The 23,200-nt window shown below is 39.8% G+C and carries 22 protein-coding genes and 1 other annotated feature; of the genes, 4 read left to right on the forward strand and 18 right to left on the reverse strand.

Features of this window, described 5'->3' with window-relative positions; all coding sequences use genetic code 11:
• The first annotated feature begins 91 nt into the window (after positions 1 to 91).
• Together NCY30_RS11405 and NCY30_RS15460 are read left to right on the forward strand one after the other, a co-directional pair.
• The gene (locus NCY30_RS11405; RefSeq protein ID WP_006427799.1) at positions 92 to 424 is read left to right on the forward strand and encodes a hypothetical protein; all 333 of its coding nucleotides are present in this window, start codon (positions 92 to 94) and stop codon (positions 422 to 424) included.
• 313 nt (positions 425 to 737) lie between these two features.
• Positions 738 to 1,067, forward strand: a complete 330-nt coding sequence (locus tag NCY30_RS15460; protein ID WP_442873341.1) for a leucine-rich repeat protein — start codon at positions 738 to 740, stop codon at positions 1,065 to 1,067.
• A 98-nt stretch (positions 1,068 to 1,165) separates the two neighbouring features.
• Here the strand turns inward: NCY30_RS15460 and csn2 are convergent, their stop codons facing one another.
• From csn2 to cas9, 4 genes are read right to left on the reverse strand one after another with little or no spacing between them, the layout of a single operon-like run.
• The gene (gene csn2, locus NCY30_RS11410) at positions 1,166 to 1,843 is read right to left on the reverse strand and encodes a type II-A CRISPR-associated protein Csn2 (RefSeq protein ID WP_028086835.1); all 678 of its coding nucleotides are present in this window, start codon (positions 1,841 to 1,843) and stop codon (positions 1,166 to 1,168) included.
• The gene (gene cas2 / locus NCY30_RS11415) at positions 1,840 to 2,145 is read right to left on the reverse strand and encodes a CRISPR-associated endonuclease Cas2 (RefSeq protein WP_250818752.1); all 306 of its coding nucleotides are present in this window, start codon (positions 2,143 to 2,145) and stop codon (positions 1,840 to 1,842) included. The genes csn2 and cas2 overlap by 4 nt, the downstream gene beginning before the upstream one ends.
• Positions 2,146 to 2,149: 4 nt before the next feature.
• A complete protein-coding gene (cas1, locus tag NCY30_RS11420) occupies positions 2,150 to 3,025 on the reverse strand; it encodes a type II CRISPR-associated endonuclease Cas1 (RefSeq protein WP_118224154.1) in 876 nt (291 codons plus the stop codon).
• Between the two features lie 15 nt (positions 3,026 to 3,040).
• Positions 3,041 to 7,159, reverse strand: a complete 4,119-nt coding sequence (gene cas9, locus NCY30_RS11425; RefSeq protein WP_250818753.1) for a type II CRISPR RNA-guided endonuclease Cas9 — start codon at positions 7,157 to 7,159, stop codon at positions 3,041 to 3,043.
• Between the two features lie 478 nt (positions 7,160 to 7,637).
• Between cas9 and NCY30_RS15465 the strand changes: the two genes are divergently transcribed.
• Both NCY30_RS15465 and dinD read left to right on the forward strand, forming a co-directional pair.
• Positions 7,638 to 8,003, forward strand: a complete 366-nt coding sequence (locus tag NCY30_RS15465; protein WP_138377305.1) for a helix-turn-helix domain-containing protein — start codon at positions 7,638 to 7,640, stop codon at positions 8,001 to 8,003.
• A gap of 428 nt (positions 8,004 to 8,431) precedes the next feature.
• Positions 8,432 to 9,259, forward strand: coding sequence for a DNA damage-inducible protein D (gene dinD, locus NCY30_RS11430; RefSeq protein WP_028088128.1), 828 nt, complete (start codon positions 8,432 to 8,434; stop codon positions 9,257 to 9,259).
• Between the two features lie 85 nt (positions 9,260 to 9,344).
• Here the strand turns inward: dinD and rpsI are convergent, their stop codons facing one another.
• From rpsI to NCY30_RS11500, 14 genes are all read right to left on the reverse strand, one after another.
• A complete protein-coding gene (gene rpsI / locus NCY30_RS11435) occupies positions 9,345 to 9,737 on the reverse strand; it encodes a 30S ribosomal protein S9 (RefSeq protein ID WP_006427798.1) in 393 nt (130 codons plus the stop codon).
• A gap of 25 nt (positions 9,738 to 9,762) precedes the next feature.
• A complete protein-coding gene (gene rplM, locus NCY30_RS11440; protein ID WP_006427797.1) occupies positions 9,763 to 10,191 on the reverse strand; it encodes a 50S ribosomal protein L13 in 429 nt (142 codons plus the stop codon).
• Positions 10,192 to 10,417: 226 nt separating this feature from the next.
• The gene (locus tag NCY30_RS11445) at positions 10,418 to 11,725 is read right to left on the reverse strand and encodes an alpha-amylase family glycosyl hydrolase (protein ID WP_022416372.1); all 1,308 of its coding nucleotides are present in this window, start codon (positions 11,723 to 11,725) and stop codon (positions 10,418 to 10,420) included.
• A gap of 157 nt (positions 11,726 to 11,882) precedes the next feature.
• Positions 11,883 to 13,241 (reverse strand): MATE family efflux transporter, encoded by a 1,359-nt coding sequence (locus NCY30_RS11450; protein ID WP_022416373.1) that lies wholly within the window; start codon positions 13,239 to 13,241, stop codon positions 11,883 to 11,885.
• A gap of 6 nt (positions 13,242 to 13,247) precedes the next feature.
• Positions 13,248 to 13,757, reverse strand: a complete 510-nt coding sequence (locus NCY30_RS11455; protein WP_022416374.1) for a flavin reductase family protein — start codon at positions 13,755 to 13,757, stop codon at positions 13,248 to 13,250.
• Between the two features lie 139 nt (positions 13,758 to 13,896).
• Entirely contained in the window at positions 13,897 to 15,120 is a 1,224-nt protein-coding gene (gene tyrS / locus NCY30_RS11460) for a tyrosine--tRNA ligase (RefSeq protein WP_006427792.1), read from the reverse strand.
• Between the two features lie 128 nt (positions 15,121 to 15,248).
• Positions 15,249 to 15,520 (reverse strand) — a binding site (T-box leader).
• A 70-nt stretch (positions 15,521 to 15,590) separates the two neighbouring features.
• The gene (locus NCY30_RS11465; RefSeq protein WP_022416376.1) at positions 15,591 to 16,214 is read right to left on the reverse strand and encodes an SGNH/GDSL hydrolase family protein; all 624 of its coding nucleotides are present in this window, start codon (positions 16,212 to 16,214) and stop codon (positions 15,591 to 15,593) included.
• 43 nt (positions 16,215 to 16,257) lie between these two features.
• A complete protein-coding gene (gene nagA / locus NCY30_RS11470) occupies positions 16,258 to 17,409 on the reverse strand; it encodes an N-acetylglucosamine-6-phosphate deacetylase (RefSeq protein ID WP_022416377.1) in 1,152 nt (383 codons plus the stop codon).
• Between the two features lie 47 nt (positions 17,410 to 17,456).
• Positions 17,457 to 18,293, reverse strand: coding sequence for a MurR/RpiR family transcriptional regulator (locus NCY30_RS11475; protein ID WP_022416378.1), 837 nt, complete (start codon positions 18,291 to 18,293; stop codon positions 17,457 to 17,459).
• Between the two features lie 38 nt (positions 18,294 to 18,331).
• Positions 18,332 to 19,213 (reverse strand): ROK family protein, encoded by an 882-nt coding sequence (locus NCY30_RS11480; protein WP_250818754.1) that lies wholly within the window; start codon positions 19,211 to 19,213, stop codon positions 18,332 to 18,334.
• A 92-nt stretch (positions 19,214 to 19,305) separates the two neighbouring features.
• Complete coding sequence (locus NCY30_RS11485; protein WP_022416399.1) at positions 19,306 to 19,755, reverse strand: YhcH/YjgK/YiaL family protein; 450 nt, start codon at positions 19,753 to 19,755, stop codon at positions 19,306 to 19,308.
• A gap of 17 nt (positions 19,756 to 19,772) precedes the next feature.
• Complete coding sequence (locus tag NCY30_RS11490) at positions 19,773 to 21,278, reverse strand: sodium:solute symporter (protein ID WP_055181935.1); 1,506 nt, start codon at positions 21,276 to 21,278, stop codon at positions 19,773 to 19,775.
• 49 nt (positions 21,279 to 21,327) lie between these two features.
• Positions 21,328 to 22,245, reverse strand: coding sequence for a dihydrodipicolinate synthase family protein (locus NCY30_RS11495; RefSeq protein WP_006427785.1), 918 nt, complete (start codon positions 22,243 to 22,245; stop codon positions 21,328 to 21,330).
• Positions 22,246 to 22,318: 73 nt separating this feature from the next.
• Positions 22,319 to 23,008, reverse strand: coding sequence for an N-acetylmannosamine-6-phosphate 2-epimerase (locus NCY30_RS11500; protein WP_006427784.1), 690 nt, complete (start codon positions 23,006 to 23,008; stop codon positions 22,319 to 22,321).
• Positions 23,009 to 23,200 lie beyond the last annotated feature (192 nt).

Here is a 23,200-nt window from a genome sequence, read left to right on the forward strand (position 1 = left end):
TTAATAAGTCTTCCTCTGATTTTTACTCATATTCTCGCGTTCTTTCTCTTTTTATGTTATAATTTTCTTAAAAACTTAAGGAGGTTTTACTATGAGCCATATTTCCTATGCCTTTAATCATTCTGACATAGAAGCAACCGCTTATGCTCTTACCGTTCTGCCTCGTCTTGGACTTGCAGAATCAGAAGCCCAGGCAGAAATTAATTATCAACTCTGTTGTTCTGCGGCGAAAAAATTGATTAATCACGCCACAGATATTACACCCGACGAATTTCGTACCATTATTGCAGCACTCCAGGCTGCCAAACTCATCATTCTTGGTGATATCGAAGTCGATGCAAAAACATGCAGCGAATGCAAGAGTTATTTCTTTACGATCAACAAATTATTATCCACCTTCGAAAAGCAATTATTACAGGAATAAAATCAAATGATACGCAAAGAAAAGCCCCGGAAATACTGGATTTTCGGGGTTTGTTGCTCTTTTTCGATATTCTGTTAAATTATCGTTTGCAGAACTGAGAACGCTTGATTTTACTGAACTCTTTGGTGGTTTGAAATCCTTCCGTATTAATAATACTCTCAAACTTTCTGCTCTTCAATTTTCATTCTGTTGATGTTTAAAATCCTTCCGTATTAACAAGACTCTCAAACTTCCCAAACAGCATATAATGTTACATTTTCGTTTAAAATCCTTCCGTATTAACAAGACTCTTAAACTAATATAGATACCTCATATACCCTGTTGCTGTTTAAAATCCTTCCGTATTAACAAGACTCTCAAACGCATCAATAATGTTGACTTTGCAATTTATGGTTTAAAATCCTTCCGTATTAACAAGACTCTCAAACTCGTACTATTAACGTTATCTGGTGGCTCACGTTTAAAATCCTTCCGTATTAACAAGACTCTCAAACTATTGTTTACAGTTATTTATTCTCTATCCAGTTTAAAATCCTTCCGTATTAACAAGACTCTCAAACTGCTGTCATATGCTTCACTAATTACAACATGTTTAAAATCCTTCCGTATTAACAAGACTCTCAAACTGTACGATGTAATCTGATTAACAATCGGTGGTTTAAAATCCTTCCGTATTAACAAGACTCTCAAACCTCAAATCCGGTTCTCGCCGAGTCGTTATCTTCTTACGATAGAAGATTGTTAATACACAAGGTCCAGCACACAAAGATCTTTATCTATAATAACATATCTGTCACTTTCGATGGGGTCTGATTTTACTCCTTCCAAATTAATAAGATACATCTTCGTATAAAAACAGTGTTTATAGATTTCTCTCAGATCCTCGGTACTGAAATATTGCTTCAGATTCAACACAAAAACAATATCAACATTACAGATCTGCTTCATGGTTCTCAGATAGTTTATAAACTTTTCAGTCAGACTATCATAACAGGAATCCATATGTACATTACAATATTTTATCAGACCTGCTGCCTGAAAATCAACATCATATGTCAGATTATATTCGGAAGAACTCGTAACCTTATCCATAAACTGGATAACCTTCTGATTCACAGTCGCAAATTCTTCAAAATGATCTTCCAATATTTTTTCTGAAAGATTTTTATAAAGCTGAGATAGAATCCTTTTTTCCTCACAATTAACTGTCAACGGATTATTAACCACTACCGTCCTTTTTTCCATAGACAGTTCCTTTTCAATATCCGAAAGGATGAATTCTCCTTCTTCTCCTCCTGCCTGTCTGCAAATATGATATACAACCTCTGAAAATTTTACCGGTGATTCAACGGTTATGTTCAAAACCTGATTTTCGGATAACTCCACTTCTAATCCTAATCTGGGATTCACAAGTTTCATATGATCACCACGCTTTCGTCTGTGTCGAGAATTTCGCTTTTTTTCGTTCCAACAATAAATTCCATTTTTCCAAATTGCTTCTCCGTTATCTTCAGCACCTGTACCAGTCCATCCGCAGGCTTATTTTTCCTGATATTTTCCACAATTGCATCTGCCATTGTGGAATTTTGTGCCAGCCTACAGTACACCGATTCCTGCATCATCAGAAATCCTGTCTTTATCAGATACTTGTGAAAATCCCTGTAATCTTTTCGGTTTGCACTGGTGATAACCGGAAGATCAAAAAATACCATTACTCTCATATATCTATAACTCATTTGTCCTATAAAATTTTATCTGCGATACATCATTATCATTTAATGCATCAAAGACACTCCTGGTATATATTTTTATCGCATTTGTCAGATATTCGTTTCGGTTACCGATTGTTACTTCTTCTTTTAGTAACGAAACCATCTCATGTTTTTCTTCCTTTTCAAAAAACGGGAAGGCCATCTTTTTCACTTTCAGATCCACAAGCGGGCGAAACGGTTCCATCAGATCACAGGCTAGATTGAACTGATTAAATACATTATCATGGAAAAGCCCTAGCTGTGTGATATACCCATTGGCCACCACGCAGCGATTAAATGTTGACAACAGCAGTGAATAACCATAATTCAGCGCAGCATTCGTAACATTTTCCGCACTTCTGGTAAAATCCATACCAAATAGAGCATTAAAGTAAACTTTCGCCGCATGCCCTTCCCGATTCGTAACATCCCCAAATTCTATTTCGTTGATATACTGATAAAGCAGATCTGCTTCCTCGCATTTCCAATGCTGCAGATGCAACGCCTGTTTCCGTATTTTCTCCGCCACAATTTCTGTCCATACATGTTTTTTTATATCATCGGTCCATGCAATCTGATTCCTGACTTTTAATGAGGTATCATGCGCTCCGTAGTAACTGATGAGTTCTGACGAAGGATTTCTCTTTTCATCACAAAAAATCACTTTGATCTTTTTCTTTGTCAGTTCACATAAGAGGGCCGCGGTCAGTGACACCGATGTGGATTCTATCATTACTGTTTCAATTTCCGAAAGATGAATCTTTGTCACATCATCTTTTCGGATCACCAGATATCCCATCTGGTAATCCAGCTTCGCCGTGCTGGATATGATCACCGTCCGCCAGCTCATACTTATCCCTCCCTCTTATTTTTTTAGTAAATCCATTTCTGTTTTATACATACCGGTAATCGAATAATTTACAAGTTTACATTCTTTTGCCTCTGTCATATTTCCGGATATTCGGATTCTTCCTACCTCTTTTGGTCCTCCAAGAACTTTCAATGAGAAGACTCCTCTCTGAAAGGATGTATACTGAACGATATCACATATAATCTTCACCTGTTCTTCGATATCAAGAAGCTTAAATGCTTCTTCTCCATCTGCAAGACACTTTCCTATGCTTCTTGGATGTCTTTGATAGATGGAATGCAGATGTTTTTCTGTAAGTTCTCTGTACAGTTCCAGATTACTTTTACAGGTGATTTTTTCATCCCAGTGTAAATTTGTTTTCTGTTTTTCTGATAACAAAATCGCCTTATTCATTTTTTCCAGCTTGCAAACATATTGTATATATTTATTCTTCAAGCACATTGCTGTTGCATTAGAAAATTCAATATTTTTTCTTGCATCCATTCCAATAATGTATAAGAAATATCCATTGTATTTTATGAGTGCATTCTTTTTTATCCTAGCATTTATCACTCTTGGATTTTTATATCCTTTCTGTAGCAGAAAATCAATCAAATCCTTTTCCGTTTTTATCTGAGCAGCATAATAGCTATGTATCACTTCGAAACATTTCTTTCTCTTTTTTTCCAGTCCATGTTCTATGAAGATAAAATAGGAAGGATTCAGAGAAGTGTAACCGCCATATTTGCTTACGTCCTGCATTTTTTCATCATTTATTTTTAGTGGAACATAATTATCCTTCTTAGCAGAATACTTTCCAACCGGCTGAAGATTAAACAATTCTCCCCTCTGTTCAAATGTCTGTCTTGTAATGATCGGCGTATTTTTTCCCATCGTTTCCTTTACCAAACGAATCGTTCCCGGTCCCTGTTCGCTTGTTGCGATCCAGGCTTTTTCTCCATTTCTTATAATATCTTTACTGTACATTTTATACAGATTATAATCATAGTTTCTGCCATCACGTCTTGCTTCTTTCTTTATAAAATTCATAGGATTTCTGGTGAATTTCGTAAAATACACATTTCCCACAACGATATTCAAATATGCATCCTGTGCATGGTGATAATCATTGACCAGCCTGCTTTTTAGCATCTTGTATTCTTTTCTGAAGTCAGATACATTTCTTGCCTTCGCATATACAATATCCGTTCCCGGCAGCATCGCCTTCATAAGCTCTGCGATTCCTTTTGCTCCCTGTGCAGTTTCTACTAACTGTCTTGCGATAAATCCGGCAAGCTGCTCTTCTGACAGACGTTCCGTGGATGTCAGGCGGTTGTATTTTTCATCATTCATAAATCCCATTTTATGAAGTGTATGCCACAGATCCCGGATTTTTTTATTCGTTCTGACCTTTTCCGGCACCGGATAATCATTCTTTTTCTCGTTCTGGTTGATTGTTTTTGACACCAGAACAAGATTATTTTCAATATTGTTGTCATTCGTCAAGCTTCTTGGATAAATATGATCGATGTCATATCTGCTATCATCAAATAGATCTTCAATATCAATGGGTTCTCCCGTATATACATCCCTTCCCATCTGCAGATAATAAAGATACAATTTTTTACTGTTTAATTTTCCGGATGCATTTGCATTTTTTATTTCTGCCGCCCAGTTTCTTTCGTCCCTAATGCTTTCATACAATTTTAACAGACGTTTTTCTCTTGAATTCTTTCTTCCCTGTTCTCCTTTTTCTTCCTCTGTTCTAGTCATCTCAATAAAGATACGTTTTGGATTATGTCCCATGATCTGCGTAATTTCTTTTAATGCCTGAACAGCCTGCCAGATCATACGTTTCACAGGTGCACTGTAATAGTACTCGTCCAGATCTTCAAATTGAAATTCCTGCAAGGTTTTTCCTAACGCTTTTCTTCTCTCTTCCAGTTCTTTTTGAAAAGTAAAATCTTCGCTATAGATCAACTCCATAAAATTCAGATTATATTCCCACATGGCCCGGATCAGAGAAATTTTCTCACCTGTACTTTTATCACATCCGCTCAGGCATAACATACTTCTGGAAAGTCTTGCCCAGTCCTTAAATTTATAACCTGAAATCCGCTTTACCTGGTATTCTGTCATCCATCCGTCAGAAACATACTGATTCAGTTTTTTTCGGAACATCGCCTTAGCATCCCCATAGATGGTTCCGTAATAAATAATTTTTTCTGCTATCTCTTGAACTGCTTCTTTTCTCAGACGTTCTCCAAAAACGCTATACATTTTTCCATAAGAGGGCAGATACGCATTGATCTCTTTGTCAATACCTGAAACTTCAGATTCTTCCGTAATCAGTCCTCTGTTTATCAAATATGTGCAAATATTCTTTTTCGTAACTTTCTTTCCCAGTCTGGATCCCTGGAATACTTCCTTGTAGATATCCTGTTTTAATTCCGGTACGATTCGTTTTCCATGAATGCGTAAATTATTAATTTCATTGAGAACGCAATAGCTCTCATATAATAAAGACTGCTTTGGCAAGACTTTTTCTCCGGAAAGGTACGTACATTCCCGGATAAGATTCGTGATAAAACGTTCTGAAGTCTGTTCTATATCAATCTTCTGTTCCATATTCCAAGGTAATACCTGTCCTGATTCCTTTATCTTTGCCCATCCTGTTTTTGATCCGCTGCCTACAGGTCCGACATAGTATGGAATGTTACTGGAAAACAGCATCAGGATCCGTTCAGATACCGTATATCCACTTTCATCTTTTTCTTTCAGAAAATCGAGATGGTGTTCTGCGTTTTCAAGAATTTTCTTTAATTCTTTTCGATGTACCTGGTTTGGAATGATTCCATTTGCACCAGTAATCTGTTTGGGCAGAAAACGTTCTAATTCCATCTCTTTGCGAATAGCATCTACATCCGCATCATGAACCTCTTTCAGATCTTTCTTGATCCTGTCATAGAGATCTTTCTGGCTTCTTTTTTTCATATTTCTTCTGTACTTTTTCGCTTCTGCCAGAGAATCCACTGAATTCGTGGAATTGGAATACGCACAATAACTTCCCTCTTCTCCGGAGCGGAACATCCTATTATACATTTCCCGATCCAGATTTTTTCTATACACCTTTTTCAAAAGATGCAGATCTTCTTTATGTTTTTCGTACATCTGCACTCTGGCGTCTGAAAGATAATCGAATCCATTCAATACAGACTGCAGCTGACTGTAATCATACAGTTGTTTCATATTTTCTATGATCAGATAGCGTTCTTCTCCAATCGCAACTTCGATTTCTTCTTTCTCATCTTCAAAAGCAGCCTGCTGAAATGCAATCTTAATCTTTTCATCCGCCTCGATTTCAAACATAACTCTGGCATCTGCTTCCATACCGCACAGGCATTTGATCCGTTCCATCTGTGCTTTCTCCGATTTTTTGATATCGATTTTAGATGCTATCTGATCCTTCTTAGCAGTCCTTGAAATATTCTTATCTTCCAGAATTTCTATGATTTCCTTATAGGTAACCGAGCCATATTCTGAAACACCACAGATAGCATTCATTACCAGTTCACCTACATCTTTTATCATATATGCATTCAGATCACTGGATTCTGTATTCAAAAGAAAGTGTCCACGATGTTCGAACATGTTGATAATCGCTAGATACAGGAAGCGCGAATATCTCTCTTCGTCTTTTATTTGATCTCTTAGAAGTGCCTGCCGCAGATGAAAAATTGTAGGGTATTCTTTAACATCATGATATTCTTTGTCTCCATAACCCGGGTCTGCAAAAAGGCTGTCTTTTGTAGTCAGTCTGGCATCTTTATCTTCCTGATAATACTTGCTGTTATCCTGTCGAATATAAAACAGTGGATCATGTTTCAGTATATCCTCTGCAAAATATGACCGGATCAATCCGATTCTTGCCTTATGACGCTGTAACCTTCTTTTTGCGATTCGATGGGTTCTTCTGTCTAATTGGGATTTTGCAGTTTCATATTCCCTTACAAACCAAAAATCTTTTCCTTTTACTTTCAACAGATGATACTGTGTATCCGTAACAGCACCACCCAGTGATCCTGTACCCATATCTAATCCTACATAATAATCTTCTCTTTTATCAGAATTCATAAAAAAGCCTCCAAAATATATTGACATTTGAAATTTCTAATGCTATGGTAATCATGTATTAACAAGACGAGTTCAAATAAGGGGAAACCCGAAATCGCCTTTTGGCGCCGCATGGTGCGGCATAAAAAAGTCGTGTGCAACGGCTTTTTTGTTTTCTATTATTCTATCATGTCTTAGTTATTTTAACCATTACTTTTATGTATCTTCATTTATTTTTATCATTTTTGTATAACATTTACACACTATGCCGATTGCACTTCTCAGGTTACTGTTCACTCTTTGCTCACCTTTTTCCCTGTTTTAATCATCCTCTTTTTAATAGCTATTACATCTGTTCTGTACGTTACCATTGAGTCCTTCTTTCGCAACCCTTACTTCTTGCATAAGTTCAATATAGCATTTAGCTGTTTCAGTATTAATACGTTTTGCGTAAGTTTCTTTTCTTTTTACACATTTTTATTTGCATTACCGTAAGTATATGGTATATTTCAATTATGAAAGATGGTGTTACAGAGTGGGGATTATTAATGACAGAATATGGGAAAGACGCATTTCTTTAGGATTGACGTTGCTGAATGTTGCTGAACAGCTCGGTGTCAAAGAAGCCACGGCTCAAAGATATGAAAGTGGAGCAATCAAAAGTATCAGCCATGAAACTATATCCAGACTATCAGAAATTCTAAGTTGTACCCCATCATATCTAATGGGATGGGACGCAACATCTCGTCCTGCTTCCCACGTTTCTGATGAGTTTCAAATAAACAATCTCGAAAAAAGATTATTATTGAATACCGTAAATCTGATGAAATCACTCAAGCCATGGTGCTCCGTGCTTTGGCCATAGATGAAACCATTGAAATAAAAAGAAACGCTTAGGATATCATAAAGATAATAAAGGAATCATACATTTAAAGTTTAGGAGGTGTAATATTTATGGGATTATTGGAACTTCATACCCATGTAAAAAGAATCCTCGTATACCACGTTCTAAAATATTAAAATCTATGAAAGTCAACGATCGTGTGCTTATAGAAAAATACACGTATAGAGGATGACCATCATATTTAGTTGTTGATCCTAGTAGTAAGTGTGACTTAGGTATTCTCGGTCAAGGCGCGGCTGATTATCTTAATGCCAAATATCCCAATAATGTTTTTATTGCAACGCTTTCTGATCGTCACAATACTTCTTTTCATGTTTTACCTAGATCAAACGCCTCGCAAAATAAACCAATAGATACACATTGCATATAAACTTTTAAGGAGGGCTCATATGGACGAGATAGCGAATTATTCTGAGTCTGTATTTGAAGACATCAAGCATGTGAATGAATATAGTCAGGAATTCTGGTGTGCAAGGGAATTGCAAATTGCACTTGAATATAAACAATGGAGGAGATTTCAAAACGTCATAGAAAAGGCAAAAGAATCTTGCATAAATAGCGGAAATTCCGTTGAAGACCATTTTGCCGACGTTGGCAAAATCGTGGAAGCTGGAGCCGCCAGCAAAGATATAGGTGATATACAGCTATCCAGATATGCCTGCTATCTCATTGTCATGAACGGTGATCCACGAAAAGAAGTGATTGCACTTGGCCAAACCTATTTTGCTGTGAAAACACGTCAACAGGAACTGATAGAAGATTATGATAATCTTTCTGAAGACCGTAAGCGTTTGGCCATCCGCAAAGAAATGGCAGAACATAACAAATTGCTTGTTGCTGCAGCCAAAGATGCCGGTGTTGAATCAAACCTTGACTATGCAATATTCCAGAATTATGGATACCAAGGATTGTATGGAGGTCTTGGTGCAAAAGAGATTCATGCACGTAAAGAATTAAAAAAGAGTCAGAAAATACTGGATCACATGGGAAGCACTGAACTTGCCGCAAATCTTTTCCGTGCAACTCAGACAGAGGAGAAATTGCGCCGTGAAAATATCCAAGGGAAACAGGCTGCCAACAATACACATTATGAAGTTGGGAAGAAGGTAAGACAGACCATTGCTGAACTGGGTGGCACAATGCCGGAAGATCTTCCAACACCAGAAAAGAGTATCAAGCAAATTGAAAAAGAACAAAAGAAACTAGAACAATCATAAGCATTTATAAAAAAACCCCGGAAACATTGCATTTCCGGGGCTGCTGTGTACTTCTTTTTTGTATATCTCGAATGATTCGTATAAATTATCTCTTTGAGAACTGTGGTGCTCTACGAGCTGCTTTGAGACCGTATTTCTTACGTTCTTTCATACGTGGATCACGTGTAAGGAATCCAGCTTTCTTAAGAACTGGTCTGTAATCAGCATCAGCCTCAAGAAGTGCTCTTGCAACACCGTGACGGATTGCTCCAGCCTGTCCTGTGTATCCACCACCCTTAACATTAACGATTACATCAAATTTTCCTTCTGTGTCTGTTGCAGCTAATGGCTGGCGAACAACAACCTTTAATGTCTCAAGTCCAAAATACTCATCGATATCTCTTTTATTGATAGTAATTTTACCTGTTCCTGGTACTAAATATACTCTAGCAACAGATTTTTTTCTTCTACCTGTTCCGTAAAATTTTGCAGTAGCCATTGTAAAATCCTCCTTTTAACCTTTCTTAGAATTTCAGTTCAACTGGTTTCTGAGCCTGCTGAGCGTGCTCTGGTCCAGCGTATACGTGAAGTTTCTTGATCATAGATCTTCCTAAAGGTCCCTTTGGAAGCATTCCCTTAACAGCAAGTTCGATAACCTTCTCTGGTTTCTTAGCCATCATCTCTGCTAATGTAGTCTCTTTCATTCCACCTACATATTCAGAGTGATTGTAATAAATCTTCTGATTCAGTTTCTTACCTGTTACATTAACCTTTTCTGCATTTACAACGATTACATAATCGCCTGTATCAACGTGTGGTGTGAACTCCGGTTTGTTCTTTCCTCTTAAAACCTTAGCAACTTCTGATGCTAAACGTCCTAATGTATATTCCGAAGCGTCAACTACATACCATTTTCTTTCAATCTTATCTGGATTAGCCATATAAGTTTTCATTGTGGTTTACCTCCTGTGAATCATTAACATTTTCATGATAATATATCAGAATCAGCAAGATTCCGGGGCTTTGGCCTCTTACTGTTTCTCCTTTTGTCATACTTGCTTATTATATTATACTGTACCGTGTGTGTCAACTGTTTTTTGACATATTTTTCTTATATTTTTACTTATTTTCGTTGATCAAATGTACTTTTCCCGAGAATCTTCCCGTACATTTTTCATACTAAAATTTTAAATACTGTACACTATATGGTTTCAGTTCAAGCTGACCATTCATCGTAACCGTTTCCCCGGTCAGCAGATCTGCTGCCGTTCCATTCAGTTCTCCTGCATTGGCAGTGTATGGATAATCCGCAGCATTGATTGCAACGATCACTCGTTCTTTCTCTGAGCAGCGCTCGAATACCAGCTGATGATTCTGGATCACTACATTCTTATAAGCACCATTGCAAAGTGCATCACTTTCCTGGCGTACACGGATCAGTTTCTTAATAAACTCTGTCAGCTCATTTGGCTTTGGTTCTTCAAAGCAAGGGCGAAGCGCATAGTCATTATCCGGTGCTTTCTCCCCCGGCTCAGCCCATTCACTTCCATAATACAGGCACGGGATTCCCGGCATACCCATAAGCAGTCCGTATGCCAGCGGAATATGTTTCTTATTCGTCAGAATGCTTGCCAGTCTTGTAACATCATGATTATCCACAAATGTCATCAGGTGCTTTCCTCTGTAAATACACCACTGATCACTTCCGAACTGGCGGTGCAGGGAATGTGCGATCTCGAACATATTCATACTGTTAAAGCTGGAATATAATCCCTTGTAGCACTCATAATTCGTGCAGCTGTGAAGCATCTCATCATTCACGATAATATTATAATCGCCAAACAATACCTCTCCGATCAGTGCAAAGTCCGGTTTTAATTCCTGTGTATAAGAGCGGAGACGTCTCATGAAATTGTGATCCAGACTATAAGCCACATCCAGACGGAGACCGTCGATATCAAATTCGTCAATCCAGTATTTTACACATTCCATCAGATAATCTACGACTGCCGGATTCTGAAGGTTTAATTTGACCAGCTCAAAATGGCCTTCCCATCCTTCATACCAGAATCCGTCATTATAGCAGCTGTTGCCGTCAAAGCTGATATGGAACCAGTCTTTGTACGGTGAATCCCATTTCTTCTCCTGTACATCTTTAAATGCCCAGAAGCCTCGTCCCACATGGTTAAATACACCATCCAGTACAATTTTTACGTTATGTTTATGCAGATCTTCACAGACCTCTTTAAAATCTTCATTCGTTCCAAGCCTGCAGTCGATCGTCTTAAAATCTCTTGTATCATATCCATGATTGTCCGATTCAAAGATCGGATTTAACAGAATTGAATCTACTCCTAATGTCTGAAGATACTCAGACCAGTCCATAAGTTTGCGGATACGAGGAACACACACACCGTCATTGTGCACCGGTGCCCCACAGAATCCGATCGGATAAATCTGATAAAAAATACTATTGTAAGCCCACATTACTCATCCATCCTTTCTGTGTCTGCCATAAACTATGCTCCGGCAGATCACTCACTGTTCTATTATACCACATTTCGTTCTTTAAAGACACAAAAGACACTGCCACTGGCAGTGCCTCTTGCATACTTCCCTATCTGAAAGACCTGCCGCTGGCAGGTTATTTCCTGTTATATATAAGTTTCTCTCCCCGCATGAATATGTAGAACCATACAAACAGCAGCACACCTTTCAGAATACTCGAAATCGTAATACTCCACCAGATCCCGTTCAGCGCAAGTGTTGTATGAACCAGTATCAGCGCAAGCGGAATCCTGAGCGCCGTAAATACAATACTGATCACAGATGGCGGCACGGTCTTTCCATACCCCGAAAATGCACCTGCCGTCGTAATCTCAAGACTCATAAAAAGCTGCGATACACCAAGGATCCGAAGATAATCCACTCCAAGCGGAATTACATCTTTTTCTGTAATAAAAATCCGGAATACCGGAGCCGGACAGCATATTAATAATAGCGTACAGAAAATCCCCCATACAAATACTACTTTTAATGCGCTGACATATCCCTGATAGATCCGTCTCTTCTTACCTGCGCCATGGTTCTGCGATGTAAATGAATTCACCGCTGCTGCAAAACCATCCGCTGTCATCCACGAAATTGATTCTATCTGTGAACCAACTTTCTGGACAGCCACCGCCGCATCTCCATATCCCGCGACCAGACGTGCAATGATCATCGATATTCCGGTAAACAGCATACTCTGAACAGACGTTGGAAAACCGATTCTGACAATTCCTTTCATATGATGCAGATCCGGCTTCTTCAGATATCTTACATATTGAAAAAGTACGGTATCCTTCATCGCAAATATAAAAAACATAACTGTAACGATCATCTGCGCGATTACCGTAGCAATTGCTGCACCTGTCACTCGAAGAACCGGAAATGGTCCGATTCCAAAAATCAGAACCGGATCCAGGATGATATTAACAACCAGTCCGGTCGTTGTTGCCAGAAATACCGGCCTGCTGTTACCGATTGCCGTAAATAATCCGGTATACGTCTGATTTAAAAAGGAAAACAAGACAAGACCGCAAGTAATTTCAAGATAATATATGGCATCCCGGATCACCTGTGCCTGATTCAGATGGAAAAAATGAATCAGTGGTTTTGCCCCTAATATACAGACAAGTCCATAAATAATCCCCAAAATCAACGTAAGCTGTAACGCGTTGGATGCATATTCTGCGGCCTCTTCACTATTAGATGCCCCAAGTGCATGTCCGACATTAACCTGCCCTCCCATTTTTGCAAGCGCAGCAAGTCCGTTGGAAAGCCACATATACATTCCTGCTGCCCCAACAGACGCTACCGCCGAACTTCCGATACGGCCGATCCAGATCATGTCGGTCATATTGTACGCCATCTGGATCAATGACGTCGCCATGATCGGGACAGCCAGTCTGGTAAGAGATGATAATACAGGTCCGTTTACCAAATCAATTTTCTTTTGCATGATTGGCTATACTCTTTTCAATACTTTCACGATCTCGCCCATATACATTGTATGATAATCCTTATCCGGATACCATTTCTCATCATTTTCCTTAACATCGAAACATTCCGGTTTCATATCCTGTGTATACTGAGTCTTGCATACGAAGATCAGATCTGCTTCTTCAACTGCAGTTGTTCCGTCTACCGCATATGGATGAAGACCTGCTTCTTTCCATTTATCTTCTACGTCTTTTCCTGATACAGATCCGCATACGCTTAATGCTTTTCTGTAATCTTCTGACAGGAAAGAAAGCGTGTACATACCGGTCTCATCCATGAATTTCTTCGTGTATCTCTGTGGGCGGATATATGCAGTTGCGATATTCTTTCCCCACATGATTCCGACACCACCCCAGCTTGCTGTCATGGTGTTACTCTTTTTTTCATCTCCTGCTGTTACCAGCATCCACTCTTTTGAAATCTTTGTGAATGGGTTGAATTCCAGACTTTCAATTGCTACTTCTTTAAATGCCATTTCCATATCCTCCTTATCGTCTTTATGTACTCTCACAAAATTAAGTATGAAACAGTAGCAAGAGTACATCTTTGCTTTTAGAATTACAGACAGTGAGTATTCACTGCCTGCAATTTTACTGTATTCTTTTATAATTATACTACTTTACTAACACTTTACGGAAGTTTTTCTTACCCTTTTTCAGGACTACGCCTTCTCCACTTAATGCTTCTCCGGCAAATGTCTGGAATACATCTGTCACCTTCTCACCATCTACAGATACTCCACCCTGCTGTACGGCACGGCGTGCTTCTGACTTAGAAGCTGTCAGTCCTGATTTTACTAACATTGTCAGGATATCGATGTTACCGTCTGTAAGGTCTTCTTCTGTCAGTTCTGTCTTTGGCATATCTGCTGCTGCACCTGTTGAGAATAATGCTCTTGCTGCCTCCTGTGCCTTCTGTGCTTCTTCTTCACCGTGAACCAGTTTTGTAAGCTCGAATGCAAGAATCTCTTTTGCTGTGTTAAGCTGTGCTCCTTCCCAGCTGTCCATCTTGTCGATCTCTTCTAACGGAAGGAATGTCAGCATACGGATACATTTTAATACATCTGCATCTGCGACATTTCTCCAGTACTGATAGAATTCGAATGGAGATGTCTTGTTCGGATCAAGCCATACAGCACCACTCTGTGTCTTACCCATCTTTTTACCTTCTGAGTTCAGAAGCAGTGTGATCGTCATGGCAGAAGCGTCTTTTCCGAGTTTACGACGGATCAGTTCTGTACCTGCAAGCATGTTGCTCCACTGGTCGTCCCCGCCAAACTCAAGGTTACATCCGTATTTCTGGTATAACTCATAGAAGTCATATGCCTGCATGATCATGTAGTTGAACTCAAGAAAGCTGAGTCCTTTTTCCATTCTCTGCTTGTAGCACTCTGCTGTCAGCATACGGTTAACGGAGAAATGTGCTCCGACTTCACGTAATACTTCGATGTAGTTCAGTCCCATCAACCAGTCAGCGTTATTAACCATCAATGCTTTTCCATCTGAGAAATCGATAAATCGACTCATCTGTTTCTTAAAGCAGTCACAGTTGTGCTGGATTGTCTCCGGTGTCATCATCTGACGCATATCTGTTCTTCCGGATGGATCACCGATCATAGCTGTTCCTCCACCGATCAGTGCGATTGGTTTATTTCCTGCTTCCTGCAGACGTTTCATCAGACACAGTGCCATGAAATGTCCTACGTGAAGGCTGTCTGCTGTCGGGTCAAATCCGATGTAGAATGTAGCCTTTCCATTGTTGACCAAGTCTTTGATCCTGTCTTCGTCTGTTACCTGTGCGATCAGACCTCTTGCAACGAGTTCTTCATAAATTCCCATTTTTATTCTCCTTTTATTATGTTAATGATTTACAGAATTCTCACTTTACTTCAGCTTGCAAATATGCTTTTCAGAAAGCGATTTTCCCACATAACTGGTCAAAAAAAGTCCTTATCCAATCAATATTGGATAAGGACGATATTAACCGTGGTACCACCTTATTTCGCTGATTACCTGTGTATTCAGCCTCATTCAATCTGCGTGTTCACAGACCTTTGCACTATAACGTGTGCCCGACGTCACAGCCTACTTTCGAAAACACTCATAATTCTTATCGTGTATCATTTCGGTGTGCAGCTCCAAGACGTATTCATTCTTCACTCTTTCATGCGCCTCTCATCAACCGGCAGCTTTCTGTATGGGTGTGTGAATCACTACTTCTTCTTTTCCAAGCCTTTGTGATATCTGTATATTATTTTCCTGTCTGTGTTAAAGACTAACTGATTTGATGAACTTTGTCAAGATGATTTTTAATCTCCATCTTTTATTTTTTCAAAAAGTTGCAGCCATGCTCCTGCAATTATTTCATTTCCATATTCTGTCAGATGAATACCATCCGTTGTAACACTCTCATATCCTGCTTTTTCTGCTTTCAATATTATCATGTCCTGAAGCGCAAGAAAGTCCGCATGATATTTTTCTGCAATCTTTTTTTCGATTCTTTCTGTCTGTTTTATTCCCGGAATCCAGTTTTCATACATTCTGGGATATGGCACTATAAATGGCGACATACAGATAAGCTTTGCATCCGATTGCTCTGTAATTTCTTTCACAATGGCTTCATAACAGGCTTCAAACTGCTGTTCTTCCAGGCTCTTTCCTGTATTCATCATAACTCCGACGTCATTGCATCCTATCAGAATGCTTACGACATCCGGTCGTTTTAAAATGCATTCCTTCTCCAATATACGTTTCACTCCATGAATCGTGAATCCATCATGTCCTCGATTCATAATGTCGTACTTCTTCCTTCCGCCGTCACTGTCATTCAACTTCTCAGCCACCATATTCACATAACCGTTTCCCAGTGGATTTTCTAAAAAGCAATGACTGGCATCTGTAATACTGTCACCTAAAAATATAATCTTTTTCATCTGTCCTTAACACCAAATGGCCTTATACTATAAATTGCATGAATTATAATTCCTGTCCGTCCTTAATTACCATCTTAAGCTCCAAATTCTCGTCTAATAATACGATATTCGCTTTCTTTCCCGGTGCGATCGAACCATATGTATCTTCAATTCCAAGACTCTTAGCCGGATTGATCGTCGCACATGCAATAGCTGTCTCAAGTGGGATCTCCATCTTTTTAACTACTGTACGCAGGCAGTCAGCAAGGTTTGTTACTGATCCAGCAAGTGCTCCGTCAGATACCAGTGTCGCATGATTTCCAACTACTTTTACATCCAGACCGCCAAGTGTATACTGTCCGTCCGGCATTCCGGTTGCACGCATGCTGTCACTGATCAGGATCATGCGGTCTGCTCCCATCATCTTGAACGCTGCTCTTACCATAGATGGGTGGATATGTACACCGTCACAGATAATTTCTGCCATTACATGTGCACTGTCGGACACTGCTCCTACAACACCCGGTTCACGGTGAGTGAATGCAGGCATCGCATTAAAGAGATGTACGGCATGATTTGCTCCGGCATCGAATGCTGCTTTCGCATGTGCATAATCCGCATTGGTATGTGCAAGCGAAATGTTCACTTTATCTTTCATTGCTTCTACAAATGCAACTGCGTCCTCGCTTTCTTCCGGCGCAAGTCCTACAAACTTCACAAGTCCTTCCGAAGCATCAAGGAATCTCTGACAAATGGCCGTATCACAAGGCATGATATTTCTTTCATCCTGCGCTCCTTTTTTCACCGGGCTGATGAACGGGCCTTCCATGTTCACGCCTACAAGATCCGCTCCCTTCGGATTCTGTTCTTTTTTGTATTCTGCTGCTGTTCTTAAGATATCTTCCAGTTCTTCTACCGGAAGTGTCATCGTTGCCGGTGCGATTGTTGTAACACCCACAGAAGCCTCATATTTTGCAATATTTTCAATAGCCTCTTTACTGTTATCACAGAAGTCATCTCCCATACACCCGTGGAAATGCAGATCGATCAGTCCCGGGATTGCGTATGCCCCCTGTCCGTCAACGACTTCTTCCCCCAGCATATCCGGTACGTTTTCTGTCGTGTAAATGCTTTCGATCTTGTCATCGTGAACAACAATGCCGCCTGCTGTAAATTTTTTGTCTTCTGTATAGACAATTACATTTTTGATTATCATTTTATATATCCTCCATTTTATTTTTTCCCAACATACCTCTTAACATTCTAAAAACTCCTGTGCATCCCTTCTCCTTCTTCCAGTGCACGCAGTGTATTATCATGCAGAACTTCTTTTTCATATTTATCCTGTTCCAAATAGTAAGAATAGATAATATCAAGCATGACCAAAATCGGGAACTGCGGTGAGATTACATTCCCATGATTCAGGTGTCTGAGTGATGGAATCAGAACAACTTCTGTGCAGAACTGCTCGAAGTCACCCCGGTTGTTCGCCGTAAAAAGAATCGTTTTCGCACCTTTCCGATATGCTTCTTTCAGAAGAAACAAGACCTCTTCCTTGGATCCGCTGATACTGATTCCGAATACGAGGCTTCTTCTGTCCTGGAATACCGCCTGCATACGCATCATATCTCTTTCTACCAGCGAATCAATATCCACACCGATTCGCATAAAACGCAGTTCCATCTCTCTTGCTGCCAGACCGGAACTTCCAGTTCCGCACACGAACACACGCTCCGCCTGATTCAGATATCTGCTGATCCTTGCAATCTGTGCCTCATCCACCAGACTGTAAGTCTTATTCAGAAGTTCCTGATACGCATTCAGGATCATTCGCGTATTACCGGTAATGGATTCCTGCTTTTCTACAAATGTCTCTTCATACTGATAGATGAATTCTCTGTATCCGCGATATCCGCATTTCTTCGCAAATCTGGATAACGACGCTTCTGATACGAAGAGTCTCTCGGAAATGGATTTTGATGAAAAATCCACTTTCTTTCTGTTCTGTATAAAAAAATCTGCGATATTCCGTTCCACTGTCGTAAATTTATCATAATTCGATTCTATGATCGGAACGACTGATTTTACATAATATTCCATATCTTACTATTCCTGCTTCTTTATTTTATAACTCCGGACTATGCATGTCTTCCCTGGAAATGATAGAATGCTCCAAGCATACCGGCATTGTTCTGATTCTTGGCAAATGCAATCCTTGTATGCTCCCACATACTGGACACCAGATATTTTTCTACTGCTTTTTCAATCTTATCTTTTAAGAATGCTTCCTGTGCCATAATTCCACCGCCAAGTACAACAACTTCCGGATTCACTACATAGCAGATATTGGCAATTCCTTTTCCAAGTACATCCACCATCTCGTCAATTGCACGGTTACAGATCTCATCGCCTTTTTTCGCCTCTTCGAAAATGTGATATCCGCTCCAGTTTTCGGTTGGTTCTTCCTTCCACGCAGCTACTTTCTTTGTCAGGATGCTTGCTGCTCCGAGTGTCTGGAAATCACTGTCATCCATATGCATATATCCAACTTCACATGCACTGTTGCTGAATCCGTGGAACACTTCACCATTCAGAAGGATACAGCCGCCGATTCCGGTTCCGATCGTCAACATCACTGCTGCCTTGCTTCCTGCAGCCGCACCTGCTTTATACTCTGCAAGTCCGGCACAGTTTACATCATTTTCCACTTCACATGGAATTCCGAATCGTTCTTCTACTGTCTTTTTAAATGCCGTTCCGATATAATTCGGGATCAACGGTGCAGAATAGAAGATTTCTCCTTTTTCGATGTCCACCATACCTGCAGTAGAGATACACACACCTGCATCTGCTTCACCTTTTAACTCTTCTACGATACCGATCACTTTCTCAAGGATCGCCGGTCCGCCTTTTTGTGCTTCTGTCTTCATTTCTTTTTTTAACAGTACTTCTGCATTCTCGCTTACAATCCCATATTTGATGGCTGTGCCGCCGATATCAATACTAATATATTTTTTCATTTCTTCTTTTCCTCTTTCACTATCCTTCATTATACTCGTTAGGCCAGAAAAGGGCAAACCGTTCTTTCATGGTTTGCCCTCGACTTTTCTGATTAGATCTTTACTTTGAATATTGCCTTTTTGATGGCTTCCGGTTCCTGAACCTGAACCGCTGTTCTGTGTCCGTCACTTGGATAACAGATCAGGAAATCTCCATCTGTCAGGACTACTGAAGAATTCTTTTCTCCATCCATTGGAAGAAAATCATCTTTTTCCACAAAATCTTTTAATTCCATATTCTGAATGAAGTTCAGATCGATCTGTTCATTTCCATGGATCATTACATGGACGTCCAGATAATTTTTATGTGCTTCCCAGAAACGTTCTTCCGGTGTTGTTGTTGTATATTCTACGATATTGACAAACAGTCTGTCACCATCGATTTCATGACTTCCCTTTTCATAAGATGCAAGGTCGTGTGTCTTTGCATATTCAAAGCACTCTTTTACCTGCTCTTCCAGAAATGGAAATTCAGATAAATTATTGATATTTCCAAAAATCACGGATTTTTCACTCCTTCTTAGTTTTTGTAAATGGTTGTATCAGGAGCAGGTACGGAATCGTCTCCTTTTACCTTTCTCCAGATGATACTTGCCGGAATACCGATCACCAGTGATACTACAATTGAGATGATTGAGTATGACCAGATTGATACATGATCAGCAGGTACGAAGTATTTGATATATACCATTACTGCAGATGCTGCAACGAATGCACATACTGCTCCGAATGTATTTGCAACCTTTGTAAATGCTCCAAGGATAAATGTTCCGATCAGGATACCAAGTACCAATCCCATAAATCCATTGAACCATTCGTATGCAGATTTTACTCCGCCATTAGCCAGTACCATAGCAACTACGATTGCGAAGATACCGACGATCAGAGATACATACTGTCCGATCTTTGTCTGTTTCTCAAAGCTTAATTCTTTCTTAGAAAGTCTTGCCTGAATATCCAGTGTCCAGCTTGATGCTACAGAGTTCAGACCTGTGGAAAGTGTAGACTGTGCTGCTGCATAAATAGCTGCTAACAGAAGTCCTGTTACACCAACCGGAAGCTCAAATGCGATGTAAGATGCGAAGATCTGGTCCTGAGCTGCTGCCGGTGGAAGTGTATTCTGCTGATAGAATACGTATAATCCTGTACCGATCAGGTAGAATACTGTTGCGATGAAGATAGATAATCCTCCGTTTGTAAGCATCATTTTGTTCAGTTTTTTAGTATCTGTTGTAGTTGTAAAACGCTGTACAATATCCTGACTTGATACATAGGATCCCATTGTATTGAATCCGGCACCAACAATCATGATAAATACGCTGTCTTTGAAAATGTTAGGGTTGAAGATCGGCTGATCTACAGCAAGGAATTTATGCTCTGTTGTAAGTGCATGCATGATTGCTCCAAATCCACCGTCTAAGTGTACCAGCAGGAAGATCAGTGCGAAAGTAACACCGATCAGAAGTACAGATCCCTGGATGAAGTCTGTCCAAAGTACGGATTTCAGACCTCCTGTGTATGAGTAAATAATAGCAATGATACCCATGATAATGATCAATAAGTTTACGCTGATTCCAGTCAGACTTCCAAGTACCATACATGGAAGGTACATGATGATTGACATACGTCCGATCTGGTAAATGATGAACATTACAGCTCCAAGTACACGAAGTCCTTTGCTTCCGAATCTCAGTTCCAAATAATGATATGCTGTATCAATATCCAGTTTGCTGTAGATTGGCAGGAAGAATTTAATCGTGATCGGGATAGCTAACAGCATACCAAGCTGTGCGAACCACATGATCCATGTTCCTGCGTATGAGTTTCCTGCTAATGACAGGAATGAAATCGGACTTAACAGTGTTGCGAAAATTGATACGGAAGTTACCCACCACGGTACAGTTCCGTCTCCTTTAAAATACTCTTTTCCTTTCATTTCTTTCTTTGCGAAATGAAGGCCGGCGAACAGTACAGCCGCGAGATAAACTACTAAAATAACTAAATCTACTACGGTAAACCCTTGCATCGTCTCTCTCCTTACAGATATTTTTCTTTCACGTATTTTTTATATAATCTTACAGATATTTAGCTTTTGCGTCGCGAACCATCTTAGCTGCTTCTTCAACGATAGCCATGTCTTCTTCTACTAATGCCGGCAGTGGCTCTCTTACTCCGCCAAGTTCCAGACCTTCGTTGATCTTTAACATAGCTTTGATCACTGCGTACATATTTCCGTGTGCAGAGCACATCTTATAGATAATCTCATCACAAGCATACTGGATTTCTCTTGCTTCTTCCATCTTTCCGGCTCTTACATACTCGTCTAATTTCAGATATAATTCCGGCATAACTCCGTATGTACCACCGATTGCTCCTTCAGCTCCGATGACACGTCCACTCATGAACTGCTCATCTGGTCCGTTGAAGATGATGTAGTCAGGACCTGCTGCCTGTTTGAACATCTGGATATCCTGTACCGGCATAGAAGAGTTCTTAACACCAATTACGTTAGGATTCTTTCTCATCTCTGCGAAAAGTCCCTGTGTAAGAGCTACTCCTGCAAGCTGTGGAATGTTGTAGATTACGAAGTCTGTGTTTGGTGCTGCTGCACTGATGTCATTCCAGTACTGAGCGATTGCATACTCTGGCAGGTGGAAGTAGATCGGTGGGATTGCTGCGATTGCATCAACTCCAAGGCTTTCTGCATGTCTTGCAAGCTCCTGGCTGTCTTTTGTGTTGTTGCATGCAACGTGTGCGATTACTGTAAGCTTTCCTTCTGCTGCTTTCATAACGTTCTCAAGGATGATCTTACGGTCTTCTACGCTCTGGTAGATACATTCTCCTGATGAACCGTTAACGTATACACCTTTTACACCTTTTTCTACGAAGTACTTTGTCAGTGCCTGTACGCCTTCCGGACTTACATTGCCTTCGTTGTCATAACATGCATAGAATGCTGGGATCACGCCTTTGTACTTTTCAAGATTTCTCATTGTTTTTTCTCCTTTTCTTTTTTGATATATTGCTTTATCTTTTTATAATGTTATCAATAAATCCTTTAGGGAATTATCTTTCCATTTCTTCCACAAATGATTTTGTGATCAGCTGTGGTCTTGTGATAATAGAACCGACAACAACGCTGTATGCTCCAAGTTCGATCACGTGTCTTGCTTTTTCCGGTGTGTTGATGTTACCTTCTGCAATGACTCTGTGTTTTGCTTTTGCGACAATCTTTCTTAAGATTTCGAAATCATTTGCCTCGATCTTATCGCCCTTGCTCTGCTCTGTGTAACCAACCATTGTAGTTCCGATGAAGTCAAATCCAAGTTCATCCGCATGCAGTGCTTCTTCCACTGTAGAACAGTCTGCCATGAATAACTGATCCGGATATTTTGCTTTTACTTCTTTAAAGAACTCATCTAATGTCTTTCCGCCAGGTCTCTTTGAAATAGTAGCGTCCATAGCGATGATTTCAGGTTTTACTTCCATCAGTTCTTCGATTTCTTTCATCGTTGGTGTAATGTAGATATCACTGTCATCATAATCTCTTTTTACGATTCCGATGATCGGCAGATCAACCTGTGACTGTATCTCCTTGATATCTTCTTTTGTATTTGCACGAATTCCGCTTGCACCTCCCTGTTTTGCAGCCAGTGCCATTCTTCCCATAATGAATGAAGAATGTAAAGGTTCATTCGATAATGCCTGACAAGAAACGATTAATTTTCCTTTCAGATTTTCAACTTTCTGATTCATTGTTTTGTTCCCTCCTTCGTTCTGCAATCAGTATAATATTGTTCGATTTTATTTTCAAGTGTCTTTGTAGTTGTTGAAAGCTCTTTCATTCTTTTCAATTCCCCTATCCTATTTTCCTTATTTTTCGTCTTTTATTTTGTGCAACTTGCACAATTCCAGGTAGTTTCTTTCCAGTTTTGAAAGTAGTTTCTG

It is taken from the genome of Dorea sp. MB18-49 (assembly GCF_023669465.1).
Lineage (GTDB): Bacteria > Bacillota > Clostridia > Lachnospirales > Lachnospiraceae > Dorea_A > Dorea_A longicatena.

Bases quoted from the DNA above. Each gene is read 5' to 3' on its own strand.
- NCY30_RS11405 (WP_006427799.1), top strand. From the start codon at position 92: ATGAGCCATATTTCCTATGCCTTTAATCATTCTGACATAGAAGCAACC.
- csn2 (WP_028086835.1), bottom strand. From the start codon at position 1,843: ATGAAACTTGTGAATCCCAGATTAGGATTAGAAGTGGAGTTATCCGAA.
- cas2 (WP_250818752.1), bottom strand. From the start codon at position 2,145: ATGAGAGTAATGGTATTTTTTGATCTTCCGGTTATCACCAGTGCAAAC.
- cas1 (WP_118224154.1), bottom strand. From the start codon at position 3,025: ATGAGCTGGCGGACGGTGATCATATCCAGCACGGCGAAGCTGGATTAC.
- cas9 (WP_250818753.1), bottom strand. From the start codon at position 7,159: ATGAATTCTGATAAAAGAGAAGATTATTATGTAGGATTAGATATGGGT.
- NCY30_RS15465 (WP_138377305.1), top strand. From the start codon at position 7,638: ATGGTATATTTCAATTATGAAAGATGGTGTTACAGAGTGGGGATTATT.
- dinD (WP_028088128.1), top strand. From the start codon at position 8,432: ATGGACGAGATAGCGAATTATTCTGAGTCTGTATTTGAAGACATCAAG.
- rpsI (WP_006427798.1), bottom strand. From the start codon at position 9,737: ATGGCTACTGCAAAATTTTACGGAACAGGTAGAAGAAAAAAATCTGTT.
- rplM (WP_006427797.1), bottom strand. From the start codon at position 10,191: ATGAAAACTTATATGGCTAATCCAGATAAGATTGAAAGAAAATGGTAT.
- NCY30_RS11445 (WP_022416372.1), bottom strand. From the start codon at position 11,725: ATGTGGGCTTACAATAGTATTTTTTATCAGATTTATCCGATCGGATTC.
- NCY30_RS11450 (WP_022416373.1), bottom strand. From the start codon at position 13,241: ATGCAAAAGAAAATTGATTTGGTAAACGGACCTGTATTATCATCTCTT.
- NCY30_RS11455 (WP_022416374.1), bottom strand. From the start codon at position 13,757: ATGGCATTTAAAGAAGTAGCAATTGAAAGTCTGGAATTCAACCCATTC.
- tyrS (WP_006427792.1), bottom strand. From the start codon at position 15,120: ATGGGAATTTATGAAGAACTCGTTGCAAGAGGTCTGATCGCACAGGTA.
- NCY30_RS11465 (WP_022416376.1), bottom strand. From the start codon at position 16,214: ATGAAAAAGATTATATTTTTAGGTGACAGTATTACAGATGCCAGTCAT.
- nagA (WP_022416377.1), bottom strand. From the start codon at position 17,409: ATGATAATCAAAAATGTAATTGTCTATACAGAAGACAAAAAATTTACA.
- NCY30_RS11475 (WP_022416378.1), bottom strand. From the start codon at position 18,293: ATGGAATATTATGTAAAATCAGTCGTTCCGATCATAGAATCGAATTAT.
- NCY30_RS11480 (WP_250818754.1), bottom strand. From the start codon at position 19,213: ATGAAAAAATATATTAGTATTGATATCGGCGGCACAGCCATCAAATAT.
- NCY30_RS11490 (WP_055181935.1), bottom strand. From the start codon at position 21,278: ATGCAAGGGTTTACCGTAGTAGATTTAGTTATTTTAGTAGTTTATCTC.
- NCY30_RS11495 (WP_006427785.1), bottom strand. From the start codon at position 22,245: ATGAGAAATCTTGAAAAGTACAAAGGCGTGATCCCAGCATTCTATGCA.
- NCY30_RS11500 (WP_006427784.1), bottom strand. From the start codon at position 23,008: ATGAATCAGAAAGTTGAAAATCTGAAAGGAAAATTAATCGTTTCTTGT.